Origin of the sequence: Alteromonas sp. 14N.309.X.WAT.G.H12 (genome assembly GCF_036697315.1) — a bacterium.
Classification (GTDB): domain Bacteria; phylum Pseudomonadota; class Gammaproteobacteria; order Enterobacterales; family Alteromonadaceae; genus Alteromonas.
Genome location: NZ_JBAHZB010000070.1, coordinates 1 through 18,066, shown reverse-complemented (window position 1 = coordinate 18,066; position 18,066 = coordinate 1). Strand labels below are relative to the sequence as shown.

The window sequence follows — 18,066 nt, the reverse complement described above, 5'->3', positions numbered from 1 at the left end:
ATTCGTGACATGGCTCATGAAAAAGCGGTACAAACGTCACGGGGTGAATTAGTGACCGGGTTTCTCAATGCAGCAGAAGCAAACACGCCCTTTGCCAAAACATTAGAAGATACCCGCCATCAGTATCAGGGCTATAACCTGTTATACGGTAGCTGGCGGTCGCTACAGGTATACAATAACCGCGACAACACCTTCACCGCCCTGACTCCTGGTATTTTTGGTCTATCCAACGACGCCTTAAACACGCCCTGGCCCAAAGTCACGGCGGGAATGGAAAAGCTATCTCATTACTGTACCCATAACAAAACCATTGCTACAGATACCCTATTTGATTTGTTGGCCGATACCACTCAAGCGGATGTACATACCTTACCTGATACCGGCATTGGCCAAGAATGGGAAATACGTCTGTCGTCTATCTTTATTAAAAGTGAACAGTACGGCACCCGTTCTTCCACATTGCTCTTGGTTGACCCCAATGGCCTTGCTCAATGGTGTGAACGCACCTTCGACAAAAACGGCCATATTGTGACCTTTCGAAAGACAGAATTTTCATTTTCCACTGAATTGGAATAATTATCCTAATTAATCAAAAAAATTTGAATTTTAGGGCTCGTATTTTGCGCCAGCGGTGGCATAATGCCGAACTCGCTTAATTATCACGCAACGTGAGGAAAAACTGTGTTTGAAGTATTGCCCCAACTCGCTCCTGACCCTATTCTTGGTTTATCTGCCGCTTTTCGCGAAGACACCAATTCCGCCAAAATAGATTTGGGTGTGGGTGTTTATAAAGATGAGCAAGGTAATACCCCTATTATGTCGTCTGTTGCCAAAGCTCAGACCATCCTTTTAGAACGTGAAACCTCCAAGACTTACATCACTCCTCAAGGCCACCAAGGCTATATTGATGGTATGTTGCAACTGCTTTTAGGTAATCAAAGTGGTGTATTGCTTGCTGACCGTGTTGCTGCCGTACAAGCTCCAGGTGGATGTGGCGCGTTAAGAATACTGGCTGAATTATTGGCCCGCTGCCCAGAAAAAGCGAAAGTGTGGGTAAGTGATCCTACTTGGGCAAACCATATTCCGCTAATTGGCTCTGCAGGTCTTGAAATTGAGACCTACCCTTATTTTGATAAGGCCGCAGCCGGCATTAACTTTGATGCCATGATGGAAACATTAAAACAAACGGGTAAAGGTGATGTGGTCTTGTTGCACGGCTGTTGTCATAACCCTACCGGTGCCGATTTAACCAACGCGCAGTGGGACCAAATATTAGTACTGGCCCAAGAACGTGGTTTTCTTCCTTTCATTGACGTTGCCTATTTAGGTTTCGGTGACGGCTTAGAAGAAGATGCCTATGGGATCCGTTTGTTAGCTGAAAACCTTCCAGAAGTCATTATTGCAGCCTCTTGCTCGAAAAACTTTGGTTTGTATCGGGAGCGTACAGGTCTGGCAGCCATTGTTACTGCTGACAGCAAAACCCGAAAAATTGTACAAGGGCAAATTCAGTCAGTGGCACGGGGCATTTATTCCATGCCTCCTAGCTGGGGTGCAGCCCTCGTTGACATTATTCTTGCCGACAATGCCCTGAAAACTGAATGGGTGACTGAGGTTAATGCAATGCGCAATCGCATGCAGACGTTGCGTACCATGCTGGTTGAAAGACTGGAAAAAAATGGCGCAAACAAAGATTTTAGCTTTTTAAATACCCAAAAAGGCATGTTCTCCTTCTTGTGTATTTCGCCGGAGCAAGTACGCGAAGTGCGTGCAAAACACAGCGTTTATTTCGTTGATTCAAGCCGTGTAAATGTGGCTGGCATCAACAAAAATAACGTAGATGCACTGGCAAAAGCCCTCGTTTCTGTACTATAAAAAAGACTCAATACGAAAAAAGCAGTGCTTACTACGCACTGCTTTTTTTATGCTGCAACCCCTTTCATACTGGCTTGCCTTTGTGCGGCTTCTACACATTGCTGTACTTTCCTACAGGCATGAACATGCTTGGCATCTCGTTGATAATAAACTTGTTCTATGATGATCCCTTTCTCGTCAATGAGAAAAGCCGCTAACTTTGCTTTTTTATGAGGCAAGTACCACTGGTGAAGTTTAAGCATACGATGGGCGGGTAACCCCATGATCTTTTGTACGATGCAATACGGTAAACGCATGGCATTGATACGCATGTCGCCACCCCGTAGCGCCATAAGGGCCTGGGACGCATCCTTTCCCTCTTGAACACGTATGCCATAGTGTTCAATGAGGCTATCTACTGTTTTTAACCCGGTTTTCATAAGCACCTCACAAATACTGTATACTTAAACAGTACTGTATATGCGAACACTTATCAAGCTATATGGTCAAAAAAACAACGTATTTTTTGGCTGAGGCGTTTTTTATCGCGATCTAGCCCTGATTCGACACGGGTTCATCAAGGTTGCGGGTAAAAATCGAGCGAATATCGTGCATCATAAGATACAAGCAAGGTACGAGTATTAAAGTGATCACCGTGGCAAATAAAATACCAAATGCCAAAGAGACAGCCATGGGGATCACAACCTGTGCTTGCAAACTTCGCTCAAAGACAATGGGCATTAAGCCTAAAAACGTTGTCATGGATGTCAGTATAATTGCCCTAAAGCGCTGGGCCCCAGCTTGAACAATGGCATCGATAAGTCGAAATCCTTCATTACGCGCGCGGTTAACGAAATCCACCATGATCAAGCTGTCATTTACCACCACGCCAGTTAGCGCGATGATGCCGCAGATGGATAGCACACTCACCGCCACCCCCAATACAAGATGGCCAAATATGGCTCCGACAATACCAAAGGGGATCACCGACATGATAATTAATGGCTGGCCATAAGAGCGCAGCGGAATGGCTAACAAGGCGTAAATAGCAAAAAGCGCAAACAATAACCCTTCTCGCAGACCGGCCATGGCATCGGCTTCTTCTTTTGAGTTACCCTGTAATTTGAATTCAACACTGGGGTAGCGAGCAAGTAAGTCTGGCACAACCTGCGATATGACTTGTTGGGTAATCTCCCCAGGGTCTAAGCGGGTTTTATCGACTTTCGCCGTAACTGTTACCGAACGTCTACCATCTACCCGAACAATTTTGTCATAGCCACGGCCAAGGGTGATATCCCCTACTGCTTCAAAGGGTATTTCTTCGCCATTGCTGCCACGTACCCGCATTTGTTGCAGATGACTGACGGACGAACGGGCCTCTTTTGGATAACGCACCATGACTTTGACTTCTTCATCGTCCCGTTGAATACGTTGCACTTCAGCGCCGTAAAATCCGTATCGCACCTGCTGACCGAGCTGTTGTAATGAAATCCCCAAAGAATGGGCCTGTGCCGTAAGGGATAGCTGTATTTCATCGCTACCACCAGCAAAGGTATCATTGATATCGGTCACACCGGCAAAGGTACCAAGTTGTGCTTTTAAATCATCGCTGATGTTTTGTAATTGGTGAATATCCGTAGCGCTAAATTCGAAACTGAGATCCGCCCCTCCCCCCATTCCACTCGGTGAGCCAATATTGAATGACTTGATGCCGGGGATCTCTGGGACTTCATCTCGCCACCGCTGATGAATCTCAAAATCCGTCATTTCACGGGTTTCGCCTTTGGTTAGCTCAACAAACACTTGCCCGCTACTTGTGCCATTATCATAGGCAATGGCGTGTTTAATAATGTTATTTCCCGTTTCTTGTTCAATTTTATCATCCATTCGATGCATGGCCTCTAACATCACATGAAGGGTTTCATCCCGTTGCGAAATAGAGGAGCCCGGCTCCAATTCAAAAGACGCCGTAATAAAATCACTGGGAATATTAGGGAAAAACACAAAGCGAACTAACCCACCGCCAAATAACCCTACCGTAAGGATCATCATGCCGATAAAAACCGATAAAGTAAGATAGCGCCAGGCGATTGCCCGCCGAAGAAATGGCGTATAGATAGCCTCAATAAAACGCTTTATCCCTTCACTGAAATAATCTCTAAAACGCTGAAAGGCATTGGCTTTCTCAGGACGATAGGGTGACAGCTTCATGTGCACGAGATGGGCAGGGAGGATCAGTTTAGATTCGATAAGGGAAAACACTAAACACACGATCACCACCCAGCCGATGGTTTTCCATATCACGCCGAAAGGGCCCGAGACCATCAACATAGGGGTAAAAGCGGCAACAGTGGTCAGTACACCAAAGGTGGCGGGCATTGCCACCTTCTTTACGCCAACAATGACATTTTCAGGACTATGCCCTTTTTTGTCTATTTCAGAATAAGCCGATTCCCCCATAATGATGGCATCATCCACCACGATCCCCAGCACAAGAATAAAGGCAAATAAACTCAACATGTTAATAGACACACCAATGGGTTCCATGGGCATGACAAATAGCGCTCCTAAAAAGCATACCGGCAGTCCCCAAATCACCCAAAACGCCAGTTTGATTTTAAGAAACAAAGACAACACCAGAAATACCAATAAGGCGCCGAAAAACATATTTTCCAGCATCATATTTAATCGATCAGATAAATAAAATGAGCTGTCCCCCCAACTATCCGCCGCAATTTGGGGAGGAAACGTGTCTTTGTGCTCTGCTAGGTATTGATTAACTTGTTTAGAAATATCAAGGGCATTTTGATCGCCTACGGCTCGCACCCGAATATGAATGGCAGATTTACCATCAAACTGGGAAAACTGTTCATCCTCAACAAATCCATCGTTTATTTTCGCAACATCACCTAAGGTCACCCGAGAACCGCTGCTGTCATTGAGCAATACGATGTTAGAAAAATCTTCGCCACGGTAAGCTTGGCCTTTGGTTCGCAGTAAAATATCCCCATTGTCTGTTTTTATCGCTCCACCCGGTAAATCAATACTGGATTGACGAACCACATTCACCACATCAGTAAAGGTAAGATTGTATTTCTGTAACGCCAGTTCCGATATTTCTATGGCGACTTCGTAATCGCGCGCCCCCACAATGGACGCCGATGAAATGCCCGGCAAGTTAGCAATATCATCGCGTATTTGTTTAGCAAACTCTTTGAGCTCACGTTCTGATGCCTCCCCATGCACCGATATCCAGATCACATCCTGCTGAATTTTTTGCCTGTATACCACTGGCTTTTCGGTATTACCGGGAAAGCTGGGAATCGCATCCACCTGCACCTTAATTTCGTCGAGTACCGATTGCACATCGTAATCTTCTTCCACTTCAATACTGACGGTGGCGAGGCCTTCTTGTGCGGTTGAAGTCATTTGTTTAATACCGTCGAGATCTTTTACGGCCTCTTCAATCTTCAGTATGACCCCTTCTTCCACTTCCTGCGGTGCCGCCCCTAAATAAGGTACGCGCACGTTGATCACATTAATTTCGAAGGCAGGAAAAACTTGCTTTTGAATGGACAGGGCAGAAAAAATACCGCCAATGATTAAGATAAACATAAGCAAATTGGCGGCAACACTATTGCGGGCGAACCAAGCAATCATACCGGTATGTGTATCATTCTTGTTCATCAAGATGCTCCATCAGTGCTTATTGGAGCGGTTAACCTTTCCTTCTTGTTACTTATGGCATCGTTATGCGCTTGTTGGCGTACAGCCATACCTTCAAAGGGATTGGCCACCACACTAAATACCACCTGGGTGCCCTCTACTAACCCAGCTTTAATAAAAACATGGGTCGCAGTTGTGCGCACCACTTCCACCGGCTGAATGTGCAATTTACTGTCTTGGGTAACGGTTAATACGGTATTATCCAGTCGCAATACATGCCGCGGTAGTACAAACAAAGATTGGCTATCATTGCTGATAATTTCCGCTTCAACAAACTGCCCATAACGTAAAATATGGCCATCATCCTTTGACTTTTGGTTATAGGGATCATCCAGTTGAGCAACCACATACATGACCCGACTTGTGGCATCAAAAATCCCTTCGGTGCGCACTAATCGTGCTGACCATTGCTGCATTTTACCTGCCGCGTTAGCTTTAAGGGTGATGGCCGTGGATTGAATACCATCAGACTGAAGATCCACAAAGGGAAGCTCTGATTCTATGATCGGCAAGCGAATTTCCGCAACGTCGGTGGAATATAGGATACCCACTTGCGCCCCAGCGGCGACAAACTGGCCAAGATTAATGGTGCGTTCCACCACAATTCCGTTGTATGGGGCACGCAATTTTGTGCGCGACAGGTTGCGTTTAGCTCTGTCGTATTTGGCCTTCGCTGCTTTTACATTGGCTTGTTCCATTGCCAGTTGAGGTTTACGTAAACCCAATTGCGGTGGCACGACACTATTTACCGAACGCCACTCGGTTTCCGCGACCCGTCCCCGGGCAATCTCTTCTTCTAATGCGGCCTGTGCTTGCGCCAGTTCAGCTTCGGCTAAACGTAATTCCGTTTCGTAATCTTCTTGTTCCAATACAGCTAAAAGCGCGCCTTTGGGTACCAATCTGCCAACTTCGAACTCCGCTGCCAGTTGCACCACATTGCCGCTGACCTGCGTACTTAGGCGGGTTTGATTTTTAGGCATAACATTGCCCTGGGAGCGCACAACAAATTGAGTTTGAGTACGCGTAACCGGATGAGCTTCGACCAGAAGCGGCTTGACGTCAATAGGGGTTTTATCTGGCGGTGTTTTAATTAGCACCATCACTGTTGCAATGAACACGGCTAACATAATTACCACAAAAGGACCGATGATTTTAAGCCAACCACGTGTAGACATTTAACTTCCTTTTTAAATACCTAGGGCAACGGTACTAGCCCTCGGTCACTCATGTGAGTAAATGAACTGGCATGGCTAAGCAAGCCATTGGCAGGCAAAATGAGCCAGCGATTATTCAGTGTACCCTGATATTCTATAAAGCGCCCATGTAAGAGTGTTAAATTTTATTTCATCGTCCATGATCAATAAAAGCATCCCACGTCTGCGGATAAATCAGCGTCAAAATCGACCCACATTATAGCAACAAATATTATATTAAAAATTAACACTAAAGCGCTTGAATTGATTGTTTTTTAGTCTTAAGTTGGAAGAGGAAAATCTGCTAGTTATTAAGAGGGCTCACATGAGTTTAAAAAAACAGTATCTGAAAACAAAACCCGTTTGTAAGGTTACTTTCCGCCTTAATGCTAAAGAAGTTGGGGAAGCTAAGACAGCGCGCTTGGTGGGAGATTTTAATGCTTGGGACAAAGCCGTCCCGCCCATGAAGAAACTGAAAAACGGCGACTTCACACAAACACTCGCCTTAGATACTGACACTGAATATCAATTTAGATACTTGATTGATGACGCGGTTTGGGAAAACGATTGGGAAGCCGATGACTATCAGCCGTCACCAATAAGTTTAGAAGATAATTCCGTTGTCCGGGTTTAACCTACCCCAATAAACCTAGGCCGCCTATGGCGGCCCAATCGTTTATTACAGCGCCTGCTCTAATTGGGGAAGTATTTCAAACAAGTCGCCGACGAGACCATAGTCTGCCACCTGAAAAATAGGCGCATCTTCGTCTTTATTTATGGCAACAATCACTTTTGAATCTTTCATACCAGCAAGGTGCTGAATAGCCCCTGATATTCCTACCGCAATATAAAGCTGGGGGGCCACAATTTTGCCTGTTTGCCCTACCTGCATATCGTTAGGTACAAAGCCGGCATCGACCGCGGCTCGTGATGCACCAATGGCCGCATCCAGCTTATCGGCGATCCCCTCAAGCAAGGCAAAATTGTCGCCATTTTGCATGCCCCGACCACCTGAAATCACGATATCTGCGGCTGTCAGTTCCGGACGTTCTGATTTCGTCTCTGTGACTTTAACAAACGCCGATTTCGCTGGCGTGGCACTGGAGAACGCCACCGTTTCAACACTGGCATTTCCATCCTTATCAACCGCATCAAATGCCGTGGTACGTACGGTTAAAATATGGGTCGCTTCTTCGGATGTAACTGTGGCAATGGCGTTACCTGCGTATATAGGGCGCACAAAGGTATTGTCATCGTGAATAGCAATGATGTCGGAAATTTGCGATACATCCAGTAAAGCGGCTACCCGAGGCATAAAGTTCTTACCTGTGGTTGTCGCTGCGGCAAGAATATGCGTGTACGCTGACGCTAAACTCACCACCAGTTCACTTACTGGCTCGGCTAACTGGTGTGCCAAAGCCACATCATCAGCACATAACACCTTTGATACCCCAGATAGTGACGCCGCGGCACTTGCAGCACTTTGACATTCATGACCTGCAACCAGAATAGTGATATCGCCGCTGATCTTTTGCGCCGCATGTACGAGTTTTGCTGTTTCAGGTTTTACTTGGGTATTGTCATGCTCTGCAATAATTAAAATACTCATGAAATCACCTTTGCTTCATTTTTTAATTTATCAACCAGTTCTGCGACATCTGAAACCATAACTCCACTTTGACGTTGAGGCGGTGTTTCCACTTTAACTACCTTCACTTTGGGCGTTAGATCCACACCAAACTCCGTCGCCGCCTTCACTGCTAAGGGTTTACGCTTTGCTTTCATGATATTAGGCAAAGAGGCATAGCGAGGTTCATTCAAGCGTAAATCGGTGGTGATCACCGCCGGTAATGACAGTGACAGGGTTTGCAGTCCACCATCCACTTCCCGGGTAACGGTAATCGTCTCACCATCCACAATCAGTTCTGAGGCAAATGTACCCTGGGGCATATTGGTTAATGCCGCTAGCATTTGACCGGTCTGATTATTATCTGAATCGATACTTTGTTTTCCTAAGATCACCAGATTCGGTTTTTCTTCTTCCACAAGACAGGCAAGAATTTTCGCAACCCTCAAAGAATCAAGGTCGGTGTCGGTATCCACATGAATCCCTCTGTCAGCGCCTAAAGCGAGTGCGGTGCGGATCTGTTCCTGACACGCTTTCGTGCCGATAGAGACCACCACCACCTCAGACGCGAGACCTTTCTCTTTTAGTCTTATGGCTTCTTCCACAGCAATTTCACAAAACGGGTTTAGTGCCATTTTGGTGTTTGTCAGATCAACCCCTGACTCATCAGATTTCACGCGAACTTTGACGTTGTAATCAATTACGCGTTTTACGGGTACAAGTACTTTCATTGAATACCTCAAGCAATTGAGACGTTGTTATTAAATATAGCCATTAACCCCATGACTCGAATAAAAAATCCTGCATTCCCTTAACGCCTATAGCGCTGGGCAGATTTTGTTGCCTAACGTTATGCCAAAGCAAAAGCAAGTAGACATCTTTTTTAACTTTACGTTAACGTAAACCATAGTGCAATGTACTTCCAGATAACGTAAACGTCAACTACAAATTATGACACTATATTGTTTATATCGGTTTATCTCACACACAAAATCGGTTTATCTCACACACATCAATCAATGACATTGAGACTAAGGGGGAAATAATGGAACCTGAATCAATGGCATTAGACGTCGTCATTGTGTGCTCCCGCAGTGGATTTCTCCGCAGCCTGCAGTGAGACCACCGGTGGTGGTTATCTGTATCATGCCGAAAACAATCAGGTCTTTGTTGGCTTAATCATCGATTTAAATTACGCCAACCTCGCACTAAGCCCCTTTGATGAATTTCAGCGTATGAAATCAGGACTAATTGCTGCACAAAGTGTTTTTGACGCCATTACCAAAGGTGAGGCCGGTACCCTGTTGTCATCCTGCAAACAGGATTTTAAATGTTCATGGCTAAATAGAGAGTTAAAACAGATTCAAGCCATAACATACCCTAAACCCTACGGCATTTTGAACTTCGACAAGTTATCTTCCGTTTATTTGTCAAATACCCATCATGATGAAGATCAACCCTGTCTTTTACAGCTAGCGGACAAAAATATACCGCTGACAGTAAATTTACCTAAATTTGACGAACCGGCACAAAGATACTGTCCTGCTGGGGAATATGAAATTATCGAAGAGGAAGCGATAAGATGGTTTAAGATACACCCGCAAAATTGCATCCGCTGTAAAGCCTGCGATATAAAAGATCCTTCACAAAATATAACGCGGACTGTACCTGAAGGCGGTGGTGGAGCGACCTACCCAAATATGTAAAAAATGTTAAAAAATTAAATTTTATTAAAAAGAAATCATTTATAAACAAAATTTCAAAAAAGCTTTGCGAAGTAGCTTTTAATTTTTACATATTTTAATTATCATCCCTTTTGACTGATAGAAATCAAAACTTAAGGGTAATTAATGAGTGATTTTTTAGATATATTAACTCACGGAAGACGTTTACAAGGTGCGGTAAAGGAATTAAGTCTTACAGAACTTGAATCTGTGCAAGACAAACTTTCTAATATTATCGATAAACGTAAACAAAAAGCGCTTGAGGAAGAGAAAGTAAAACAGCAAAAACTACAAAAAATTGCTGAAATACAAAAGCAACTAGAAGAAGCGGGTCTTGATGTCAGTGATCTGGAGTCTTCAATTGTAGAAAAAAAACCAACAGGTAAAAAACGTCCAGTCAAATATAAATTAACTGACGCCCAAGGTGAAGAACATCTGTGGACCGGCATTGGTCGTATGCCACGGGTCTATAAAGAAGCGTTGGACAATGGAAAAAGTCTCGACGATTTTACCATCTAGCTTTATTTAGCTTTCCTGTTTAATGGCGACGTTATGTCGCCATTGCTTTATATTTTGTGTTTAGGACATCCCCATGGCCGAACCCTTACATTATCGTTATACCGAAGGGGGTAACGATTATCTGTTAGTACTTATTCATGGTCTGTTTGGCTCTCTCGATAATCTCAGTGTGATACAACGACATTTCAAAGATAAAGTCAGTATTTTGGCAATCGACCTGCCTGATCATGGTAAATCGCCCCATGTTGATAATTTCTCTTTGTCTGTGTGCATGTCTGGGCTCATAAGCCTGTTGGATCAATTTTCCCATAAAAAAATCGGTTTACTCGGACACTCTCTTGGCGGCAAGGTTGCCATGCTAACGGCCCTGACTTATCCAGAGCGTATCGATGATCTAATCGTTGCGGATATTGCACCGGTAAGTTATCCACCACGACATACTGACATCATCACAGCGCTACAGAATGTATCGCTTGAGCAAGTACATTCCCGCGTTGACGCAGACAAGCAACTACAAGTGGGTATCAAAGAAGCGGGCGTACGCCAGTTTTTACTTAAAAGCTTAGCGGAAAATGATAAAGGTCAATGGTATTGGCGCTTTCACCTAGATGATTTAGCCGCCCACTATGACCAGATTAAAGGCTGGCCAGAGCCTGACGCCATTTTTGACAAACCCTGCTTGTTTATTAAAGGCAGCCAATCCGATTATATTACCGTGGCGATGCAACCGACCATCCAACACTATTTTCCAAAGGCAAAAGCCCATATTATTGATAACGCTGGACACTGGCTTCATGCAGAAAAACCCACGACTTTTAATCGCGTGGTTGAAAAACACATTTTAAATCTATAAGTCATTAGTCAGATGAATGTTTTCTCGGTGCATTATTACGTGTGTTCCCCTGCGATACGCCGTTATTGTGTGCTATAGTTTGCGCCGATTTATTGGTTAGTAACATTATGCTTGCTGAAAATTACGAATTAATTGAGTCCATCGTACTGTATATCACCCTGATTGGCTTATTTGCACTAATGGGGTATGCCGTACACGATGTGCTTAAAAAAAATGACGTGCCACTTATTGGTCGAGTCGTCGCTTATGGCGTATTGGGGCTCGGCGCTCTTGGCTTTGTTGCCAAAGGGGTTATCGAACTTATCTGGCTAAGTACGGGTGTGTGATATCTGATTCAAGTACAACTTAGAGGGTTATTATGGCAAGTGTAGGCTTGTTTTTCGGTAGCGACACGGGTAATACCGAACATGTCGCTAAAATGATTCAAAAAGAACTGGGTAAAAATCTCATCGATGTCCATGACATTGCGAAAAGCAGTAAAGAGCAAATTGCAGAATTTGATCTTCTGATTTTTGGTATTCCTACCTGGTACTACGGTGAAGCACAATGCGATTGGGACGATTTTTTCCCCGAACTCGAAGAAATCGATTTCAATGACAAACTTGTGGCGATTTTTGGCTGTGGCGATCAAGAAGATTACGCAGAATATTTCCTCGATGCCATGGGCATGATCAGAGATATTGTTGAAGCTCGCGGTGCGATTCTTGTGGGTCAATGGCCAACTGATAGCTACGATTTTGAAGCCTCTAAAGGCATGGCTGATGACACACATTTTGTTGGCTTAGGTATCGATGAAGATCGCCAACCTGAATTAACAGAAGAAAGGGTAAAAGCTTGGTGTAAGCAACTTCACGAAGAACTTTGCCTTTCGGAACTCGCCGATTAACACAAGTAAACGGGCATATGCCCGTTTTGCTTTTATGTATTTTCCTTGCAATTTCTTTACTTATTCGCGCTAATATCCCAGCTAAATATTCGTGCAAACCCACATTGTTTAATTTTTATCGACAAAAACAGGCTTTTACTTTTAAATCTATGCAAAGCACCTATAATGAGCGTTAAATTTAAGAGCTTCCAGAAGTGGTAATCTATGGACCAAAATAAAGAACTCAAAAAAGCTGGCTTAAAAGTCACCCTGCCCCGCTTAAAAATTTTGCAGATTCTGCAGGAGCCCGCTAATCAGCATATAAGTGCTGAAGACGTATATAAAATACTCATCGAACAGGGTGAAGAAATAGGTCTTGCCACTGTTTATCGTGTGCTTAATCAGTTTGATGATGCCGGTATATTAAACAGACATCACTTTGAAGGTGGAAAATCTGTTTTTGAAATCAGCCACAAAGAACATCATGATCACTTAGTGTGTTTGAAGTGCGGAAAAGTTATCGAGTTTGAAGATGATGTCATCGAACAGCGTCAAATCGAAATAGCGGAACGCAACAACATCAAATTGACCCATCACAGCCTGTACCTTTACGGTGAATGTACCGATGGCAAGTGTGATTCAGCAGACGATTAATAGGCTCGCAAACGCCTGCTATACGCAGGCGTTTTTCTTTCTATTACCATTCAAATTTATACTTGTTAAAGCTGGTAATTGCCTTTAACCACATCGCCCCGACGTTACCATCGCCCACCGCCTTATCGTCAACAATGGTCACTGGTGCAATCTCTTTACTCGAACTGGTAAGCCAAACTTCATCCGCATTGCGCAGTTGTTCTAATGTGATAGGCTGCTGTGTAACCTGCATTCCATCTCTGGCCAAACTTTCGATCACGATCCTGCGCGTGATCCCCGGCAAGATTTGATTATCCTGTGGCGGCGTCATTATTTCACCATCACGTACGATAAAAATATTACATGCACTGGCTTCAGTGATTTCGTGGGCATCGTTATACAGGATCGTTTCCTGTTTCCCCGCCTCATTGCCTTGTTGATAATGCAAAACATTACCCAACAACGACGTTGATTTAATATTGCAACGTTGCCAACGACGATCCTGGGCAGTGATCACCGAAAACACTTTCACCTTTTCTCTGTCGGGTACCGGCGGCGCCGCGGAGGCGAATGCAAACGCAAAGACGGTGGGGGTTACGTTCTCGGGAAATCCGTGAGCACGTTGCATAACCGTGCCGCGGGTAACCTGAATGTAAACCCCAACGCTATCGGAATTTAACCCTTCAGCATTTTGAGCAACTAACTGATTAATCAGTTGCGTCCAGGCTTCATCAGAATTTGGATTGGTAATATCCAGTGCCGTAAGACCATCGTTTAGGCGCTCAAGATGCCAAGCTAACCCAACGGGTTTTCCCCCTAATGTGGGCACGACTTCGTAGATACCGTCACCAAAAAGAAAACCTCTGTCCATGGGAGATATCTGTGCATGCTCAAGGGGTAAAAACTCACCATTTAAAAATGCTATTGTCATATCGCGTGCATTAACCTTTCGTTAAATTTGAAAATATACGTTGCTTCAGTAACCAATTTCCTCGGGCATTATTCATATCCACATTCCGAAAGGAAATCACATCACCGGGTACTGACTGCGCCAATCGATAGATATCATAGGCTGCCACGGCACCTATTTTAGGGTAACCCCCTAATGTTTGACGGTCACGCATCATTATAATGGGCTGGCCGTCTCCCGGCACTTGAACAGAACCTAAATTAATGCCTTCTGAGCGCATCACTTTGCTGTTAGCACTGATTGATGGTCCCGATAAACGGTACCCCATACGGTCGCATTGCGGCGAAACCTGATATTCAGAAGAATAAAACAACGCCAACCCGTAGTCGCTAAACGCCCCGCTTTGATAACCGCTCACAACATCAAGAGGTTCGGCCAATGAATAGGGTGGACGCTGGTGAACGGGCAATTCTCGTTGTCCCCCAGTCAGGCTAAACTCACCGCTGATTTTATCTTTGTTGGCGAGGGCTTTGCCAGTACCACTAAGTCCTCCGAGTTGTTCTCTTATCACCGTACAGGCTGAACCGTGTATTGTGGGTACGTCCCATTGCCCATGAATGGCAACATAGGCGCGCTGGCCCATGCGTTCTGAGGATATCGTGACGGTTTGATCCCGTTTAATGGTCACACTGCGCCAGCATGGTGACTGCTGACCATCAATTAAGAGAATACAACTTGGCCCACACACTGCGATAGTGGCATCACAATGAAACCCCAGCGTAAGGCTGCCCATCACCTCCAGTGCCGGCGTATTAGAAGGATTGGCGGCTAAATAATTGGCGAAATTGTATGCCAAATCATCCATGGCGCCAGCTTCACAAAAGCCTTCGCTTTGTCCACTGGTTCTTCCCCCATCAACGATGATTGAGCGCATTTGCGTGTGTTCTACAGAGACGCTGTTATTGCTCATGCCAACTCCGATATTGCGTTTCATCAATGGCAAAAAAGGACACTTCATCTCCCATTTGTAATCGACCGGCGACAGCATTACTTGTATCCACCATTTTCATAGGCGACATACCTAATAAATGCCAGCCACCCGGAGACGTATTCGGATAAACGGCACTTTGCCTATCGGCAATTGCCACCGCGCCTGCCGGCACCTTGGTTCTCGGTGTGTCCCGTCGGGGCACATTCAATTTTTCGGCGCTATCGCCCAAGTAAGCAAAACCCGGGGCAAAGCCTACGGCGTATACCCGATAGACGGTGCTTGTATGCAATGTAATAATTTCTTTTTCTGTCAGGCCGGTATGAGTAGATACCAGGGCTAGATCATTGGCTTGGGGAGCACCATACCAAACAGGGATCTTGTGTTTTTTAATCGCCGTTTGTTCGTGTAACGCCATGGGCAAATGACGCAAAAAGGCATACACACCATGGCTGTCTATTTGTGCCACCTTAAAAACAACGAGCAATGAATCATAGGCAGGAATGGCTTCTTTTAACCAGGCTGGGTTTTTATCTTTAAGAGCTTGATAGCAACAAGCAACACGGGCGTTGGTTTGTCTGCTGTCGTCTCCGGAAAAATAGAAGATAAGTCCATCTATGCCCGCCGGTTCAATATGACAGATAAAATCAAATGGCTGCAACTTAACCTCTCTGTTTAATGGCTGGATTGTGCATCGAGCAAGGTGCGAAACTGCCGCACCATGGCGACGGCGCCAGGAGAATCACCATGCACGCACAGCGTGTCCGCCTCTAACGGCATTTCCATCCCGCTTTGGGTCACAACAATGCCATGTTCTAACAAGCCTTTTACCTGTTCATGGGCAAGCGTGTGATCCAATACCGCCCCTTTTTCCTGACGAGACATTAAAAACCCCTCATCGGTATAACGTCTGTCGGCAAAGGCTTCAAAGAGGAGTTTCAAGCCATATTGGTCGGCTTCATTACGGAACTGTTCTGCATTGGGGTGAGCTTGCAGCACTAATGACAACTGGCCGTTTCCTAGCTGACTCACGGCTTCCATAATAACCTGACGTACCGAAGGAGATTTCATCATATCGTTATAAAGAGCACCATGAGGTTTAACATGGGTGACTTTTGCCCCTTGGCAGGCTGCCATCCCCATTAACGCCGCAACCTGATATTGAATACAGCTTCTTAATTCCTCTGACGCCATTGCCATAGAACGACGACCAAACCCCTGCAGATCGGGATAACTGGGATGGGCACCGATGCTGACATCATTGGCTAAGGCGCTACCAATGGCTTTTGCCATCACCAAGGGATCGCCGCCATGAAAGCCACACGCAATGTTTGCCTGGTCAATAAGGGGCATTACGGCATCATCAACCGGCATGGTCCAAACACCAAAACTTTCACCTAAATCGCAATTCAACTTCATAATGGTTTTTCTGTTCAACACAATTCGTTATTATGTTACCTGTATTTCCTAAAACAGTCAGTTCCGATGATACAAATTGGCAAAATCAACACGTTACAGGTTAAAGAAGCCCTCCCCTTTGGTTTTCACCTTACTTCCGGCGATCCTGATGATCCGTTAGTTTTATTGCCTAACGAGAACAACACCCGTTCCCTCAAGACAGGCGAAGAAATTGCAGTGTTTGTGGCAACCGATGAGACTGGTACCCTTGTCTCCTGGACCACGCCGCCACTTGCTCAGTGCGGTGAAACCGTCATTCTCAAAGCGGTGGGTGTGGCCCACTTTGGTGCCTTTTTCCACTGGGGACTTAATAAAGATCTCCTCGTACCTTCAGGTATGCAAGAAAGCCCAGTGAATGTAGGCATGAACTATGTCGTGCATATCTACTATGACGAAAACACCCAACGGGTACTGGGAGCAACCAAACTGCATAAATTTTTGGCTGAAAGCGCGCCCTATCTTAACGAGGGCGATAGTGTTAGCTGCATGGTCTACGCCAAAACAGAGCTCGGCTTTAAAGTTGTTATTAATAAGCAATATTTAGGGCTTATTTTTCATAGTGACGCATTTAAGAAATTAAAAATCGGGGATGAAACTGACGCCGTAATTAAAACCGTTCGCCCAGATGGGAAAATTGATGTGGCATTACAGCGGGTAGACAAAGCAGGCCGCCAATCCTTAGAAGAAGCCATTTTAGACGATCTGAAAAATCATGGTGGCATTTCAACCCTAACAGATAAAAGTCAGCCAGAAGAAATTTACGCCCACTTTAATGTTAGTAAAGCGGCGTATAAGAAAGCAATTGGAGCGTTGTACAAACAACGCTTAATTACCATTGATAAAAACACCATCAGACTTGTTTGATACAAGGAATATTATGAAAGCAAATGTTGTTTGGGATAAAGATCTCACCTTTAGTGGCACCACCGAATCGGGTTATAAAATGGTGATGGACGGTGAAGGAAAAGCAGTATCGCCCATGGAATCGGTACTATTGGCAACCGGCGCCTGTTCCAGTATTGATGTGGTAGAAATACTTAAAAAAGGCCGTTTTGATATCCATCACTGTGAATGTGAACTGGAAGCAGAACGGGCTGAATCGGCCCCCAAAGTATTCACAAAGATCATTGCGAACTACAAAGTCTCGGGTACACAATTAACTGAAAAAGCCGTGGCACGGGCCGTGAGCCTGTCAGCAGAAAAATACTGTTCTGTGATGCTGATGTTAAGCGGTAAAGTTGATATCGAAACCCGTTACGAGATCATCGAAGTCTAATCTGCTTTATTGCGCAAAGTACCACCTAGCAGGTACTTTGCCCCCTTCCCCTTTTAGGAACACCCTTAATCATTTTCGCCACCTATTAGTCATTATAACTAACTTTTGTTTTTTTGTTGCGAACTGCATTTTTTCCACAATCCATAACCCTATGTTATTTATACAAAAATTATATTTTCTCGCTGGCATGGCGAATGCAATTCGTCTGCAAATATATAAAAATATGAATAACAGGTATCTACCATGGATTTCAATTACACGCGCACCATTACCACCACGGCGTTATCGATGAGTCTTTGCATTCTCCTTGCAGGTTGTGAAAATGCCGATGCTGTCAGTGAACACACACAGGATGCGTCCTTCATTACCATTCCTGTGGAGGCCGAAATCATCAGTCGGGGAACCATTACTTCGACCTATTCCACCACCGCCATATTGGAAGC

At 44.8% G+C, this 18,066-nt stretch carries 19 protein-coding genes and 2 pseudogenes; 12 read left to right on the top strand and 9 right to left on the bottom strand.

Annotated elements, in window-relative coordinates; translation table 11 throughout:
• Together V5298_RS15065 and V5298_RS15060 are read left to right on the top strand one after the other, a co-directional pair.
• Positions 1 to 576: NRDE family protein (locus V5298_RS15065; protein WP_332932272.1), on the top strand; the 576-nt coding region annotated here is incomplete at its 5' end.
• Positions 577 to 681: 105 nt separating this feature from the next.
• A complete protein-coding gene (locus tag V5298_RS15060) occupies positions 682 to 1,872 on the top strand; it encodes an amino acid aminotransferase (RefSeq protein WP_332932271.1) in 1,191 nt (396 codons plus the stop codon).
• A 47-nt stretch (positions 1,873 to 1,919) separates the two neighbouring features.
• On the opposite strand, the gene V5298_RS15055 is transcribed toward V5298_RS15060, so the two are convergent.
• From V5298_RS15055 to V5298_RS15045, 3 genes are all read right to left on the bottom strand, one after another.
• Complete coding sequence (locus V5298_RS15055) at positions 1,920 to 2,291, bottom strand: hypothetical protein (protein ID WP_332932270.1); 372 nt, start codon at positions 2,289 to 2,291, stop codon at positions 1,920 to 1,922.
• A gap of 112 nt (positions 2,292 to 2,403) precedes the next feature.
• The gene (locus tag V5298_RS15050) at positions 2,404 to 5,538 is read right to left on the bottom strand and encodes an efflux RND transporter permease subunit (protein ID WP_332932269.1); all 3,135 of its coding nucleotides are present in this window, start codon (positions 5,536 to 5,538) and stop codon (positions 2,404 to 2,406) included.
• Entirely contained in the window at positions 5,538 to 6,752 is a 1,215-nt protein-coding gene (locus tag V5298_RS15045; RefSeq protein WP_332932268.1) for an efflux RND transporter periplasmic adaptor subunit, read from the bottom strand. Before V5298_RS15045 ends, V5298_RS15050 begins: the two co-directional genes overlap by 1 nt.
• Before the next feature lie 343 nt (positions 6,753 to 7,095).
• Between V5298_RS15045 and V5298_RS15040 the strand changes: the two genes are divergently transcribed.
• Positions 7,096 to 7,404 (top strand): isoamylase early set domain-containing protein, encoded by a 309-nt coding sequence (locus V5298_RS15040; RefSeq protein WP_332932267.1) that lies wholly within the window; start codon positions 7,096 to 7,098, stop codon positions 7,402 to 7,404.
• A gap of 45 nt (positions 7,405 to 7,449) precedes the next feature.
• Here V5298_RS15040 and V5298_RS15035 read toward each other — a convergent pair whose 3' ends face one another.
• Entirely contained in the window at positions 7,450 to 8,379 is a 930-nt protein-coding gene (locus tag V5298_RS15035; RefSeq protein WP_332932266.1) for an electron transfer flavoprotein subunit alpha/FixB family protein, read from the bottom strand.
• On the bottom strand, positions 8,376 to 9,128 hold the full coding sequence (locus V5298_RS15030) for an electron transfer flavoprotein subunit beta/FixA family protein (protein ID WP_332932265.1): 753 nt from the start codon (positions 9,126 to 9,128) through the stop codon (positions 8,376 to 8,378). Before V5298_RS15030 ends, V5298_RS15035 begins: the two co-directional genes overlap by 4 nt.
• Before the next feature lie 387 nt (positions 9,129 to 9,515).
• Here V5298_RS15030 and V5298_RS15025 point away from each other — a divergent pair.
• The 6 genes and pseudogenes from V5298_RS15025 to fur all read left to right on the top strand — a co-directional run.
• Positions 9,516 to 10,103 (top strand): annotated as a pseudogene (locus tag V5298_RS15025) (4Fe-4S dicluster domain-containing protein); the annotation flags it as partial.
• A gap of 144 nt (positions 10,104 to 10,247) precedes the next feature.
• Positions 10,248 to 10,640 (top strand): H-NS family nucleoid-associated regulatory protein, encoded by a 393-nt coding sequence (locus V5298_RS15020; protein ID WP_332932264.1) that lies wholly within the window; start codon positions 10,248 to 10,250, stop codon positions 10,638 to 10,640.
• Positions 10,641 to 10,713: 73 nt separating this feature from the next.
• The gene (locus V5298_RS15015) at positions 10,714 to 11,493 is read left to right on the top strand and encodes an alpha/beta fold hydrolase (protein WP_332932263.1); all 780 of its coding nucleotides are present in this window, start codon (positions 10,714 to 10,716) and stop codon (positions 11,491 to 11,493) included.
• 107 nt (positions 11,494 to 11,600) lie between these two features.
• A complete protein-coding gene (locus tag V5298_RS15010; protein WP_332932262.1) occupies positions 11,601 to 11,819 on the top strand; it encodes a DUF2788 domain-containing protein in 219 nt (72 codons plus the stop codon).
• A gap of 32 nt (positions 11,820 to 11,851) precedes the next feature.
• Complete coding sequence (gene fldA, locus V5298_RS15005; RefSeq protein WP_332932261.1) at positions 11,852 to 12,379, top strand: flavodoxin FldA; 528 nt, start codon at positions 11,852 to 11,854, stop codon at positions 12,377 to 12,379.
• Between the two features lie 204 nt (positions 12,380 to 12,583).
• On the top strand, positions 12,584 to 13,012 hold the full coding sequence (gene fur / locus V5298_RS15000) for a ferric iron uptake transcriptional regulator (protein ID WP_332932260.1): 429 nt from the start codon (positions 12,584 to 12,586) through the stop codon (positions 13,010 to 13,012).
• A gap of 43 nt (positions 13,013 to 13,055) precedes the next feature.
• On the opposite strand, the gene V5298_RS14995 is transcribed toward fur, so the two are convergent.
• Genes V5298_RS14995 through V5298_RS14980 form a run of 4 tightly spaced genes read right to left on the bottom strand, consistent with a single transcriptional unit; the run spans position 13,056 to position 16,308 of the window.
• A complete protein-coding gene (locus V5298_RS14995; RefSeq protein WP_332932259.1) occupies positions 13,056 to 13,922 on the bottom strand; it encodes an aminotransferase class IV in 867 nt (288 codons plus the stop codon).
• Positions 13,923 to 13,932: 10 nt separating this feature from the next.
• Positions 13,933 to 14,871 (bottom strand): biotin-dependent carboxyltransferase family protein, encoded by a 939-nt coding sequence (locus V5298_RS14990; RefSeq protein WP_332932258.1) that lies wholly within the window; start codon positions 14,869 to 14,871, stop codon positions 13,933 to 13,935.
• Entirely contained in the window at positions 14,861 to 15,550 is a 690-nt protein-coding gene (locus V5298_RS14985) for an allophanate hydrolase subunit 1 (RefSeq protein ID WP_332932257.1), read from the bottom strand. The genes V5298_RS14990 and V5298_RS14985 overlap by 11 nt, the downstream gene beginning before the upstream one ends.
• Positions 15,551 to 15,564: 14 nt before the next feature.
• Positions 15,565 to 16,308 carry a 5-oxoprolinase subunit PxpA gene (locus tag V5298_RS14980; RefSeq protein WP_332932256.1) on the bottom strand — a complete coding sequence of 248 codons (744 nt, stop codon included), beginning with the start codon at positions 16,306 to 16,308 and terminating at the stop codon, positions 15,565 to 15,567.
• A 66-nt stretch (positions 16,309 to 16,374) separates the two neighbouring features.
• Here V5298_RS14980 and V5298_RS14975 point away from each other — a divergent pair, with 66 nt between their 5' ends.
• From V5298_RS14975 to V5298_RS14965, 3 genes and pseudogenes are all read left to right on the top strand, one after another.
• Complete coding sequence (locus tag V5298_RS14975) at positions 16,375 to 17,211, top strand: CvfB family protein (protein WP_332932255.1); 837 nt, start codon at positions 16,375 to 16,377, stop codon at positions 17,209 to 17,211.
• A 13-nt stretch (positions 17,212 to 17,224) separates the two neighbouring features.
• A complete protein-coding gene (locus V5298_RS14970) occupies positions 17,225 to 17,623 on the top strand; it encodes an OsmC family protein (RefSeq protein WP_332932254.1) in 399 nt (132 codons plus the stop codon).
• A 243-nt stretch (positions 17,624 to 17,866) separates the two neighbouring features.
• Positions 17,867 to 18,066 (top strand): annotated as a pseudogene (locus V5298_RS14965) (efflux RND transporter periplasmic adaptor subunit); the annotation flags it as partial.

Bases quoted from the DNA above. Each gene is read 5' to 3' on its own strand.
- V5298_RS15055 (WP_332932270.1), bottom strand. From the start codon at position 2,291: ATGAAAACCGGGTTAAAAACAGTAGATAGCCTCATTGAACACTATGGC.
- V5298_RS15050 (WP_332932269.1), bottom strand. From the start codon at position 5,538: ATGAACAAGAATGATACACATACCGGTATGATTGCTTGGTTCGCCCGC.
- V5298_RS15045 (WP_332932268.1), bottom strand. From the start codon at position 6,752: ATGTCTACACGTGGTTGGCTTAAAATCATCGGTCCTTTTGTGGTAATT.
- V5298_RS15040 (WP_332932267.1), top strand. From the start codon at position 7,096: ATGAGTTTAAAAAAACAGTATCTGAAAACAAAACCCGTTTGTAAGGTT.
- V5298_RS15035 (WP_332932266.1), bottom strand. From the start codon at position 8,379: ATGAGTATTTTAATTATTGCAGAGCATGACAATACCCAAGTAAAACCT.
- V5298_RS15030 (WP_332932265.1), bottom strand. From the start codon at position 9,128: ATGAAAGTACTTGTACCCGTAAAACGCGTAATTGATTACAACGTCAAA.
- V5298_RS15020 (WP_332932264.1), top strand. From the start codon at position 10,248: ATGAGTGATTTTTTAGATATATTAACTCACGGAAGACGTTTACAAGGT.
- V5298_RS15015 (WP_332932263.1), top strand. From the start codon at position 10,714: ATGGCCGAACCCTTACATTATCGTTATACCGAAGGGGGTAACGATTAT.
- V5298_RS15010 (WP_332932262.1), top strand. From the start codon at position 11,601: ATGCTTGCTGAAAATTACGAATTAATTGAGTCCATCGTACTGTATATC.
- fldA (WP_332932261.1), top strand. From the start codon at position 11,852: ATGGCAAGTGTAGGCTTGTTTTTCGGTAGCGACACGGGTAATACCGAA.
- fur (WP_332932260.1), top strand. From the start codon at position 12,584: ATGGACCAAAATAAAGAACTCAAAAAAGCTGGCTTAAAAGTCACCCTG.
- V5298_RS14995 (WP_332932259.1), bottom strand. From the start codon at position 13,922: ATGACAATAGCATTTTTAAATGGTGAGTTTTTACCCCTTGAGCATGCA.
- V5298_RS14990 (WP_332932258.1), bottom strand. From the start codon at position 14,871: ATGAGCAATAACAGCGTCTCTGTAGAACACACGCAAATGCGCTCAATC.
- V5298_RS14980 (WP_332932256.1), bottom strand. From the start codon at position 16,308: ATGAAGTTGAATTGCGATTTAGGTGAAAGTTTTGGTGTTTGGACCATG.
- V5298_RS14975 (WP_332932255.1), top strand. From the start codon at position 16,375: ATGATACAAATTGGCAAAATCAACACGTTACAGGTTAAAGAAGCCCTC.
- V5298_RS14970 (WP_332932254.1), top strand. From the start codon at position 17,225: ATGAAAGCAAATGTTGTTTGGGATAAAGATCTCACCTTTAGTGGCACC.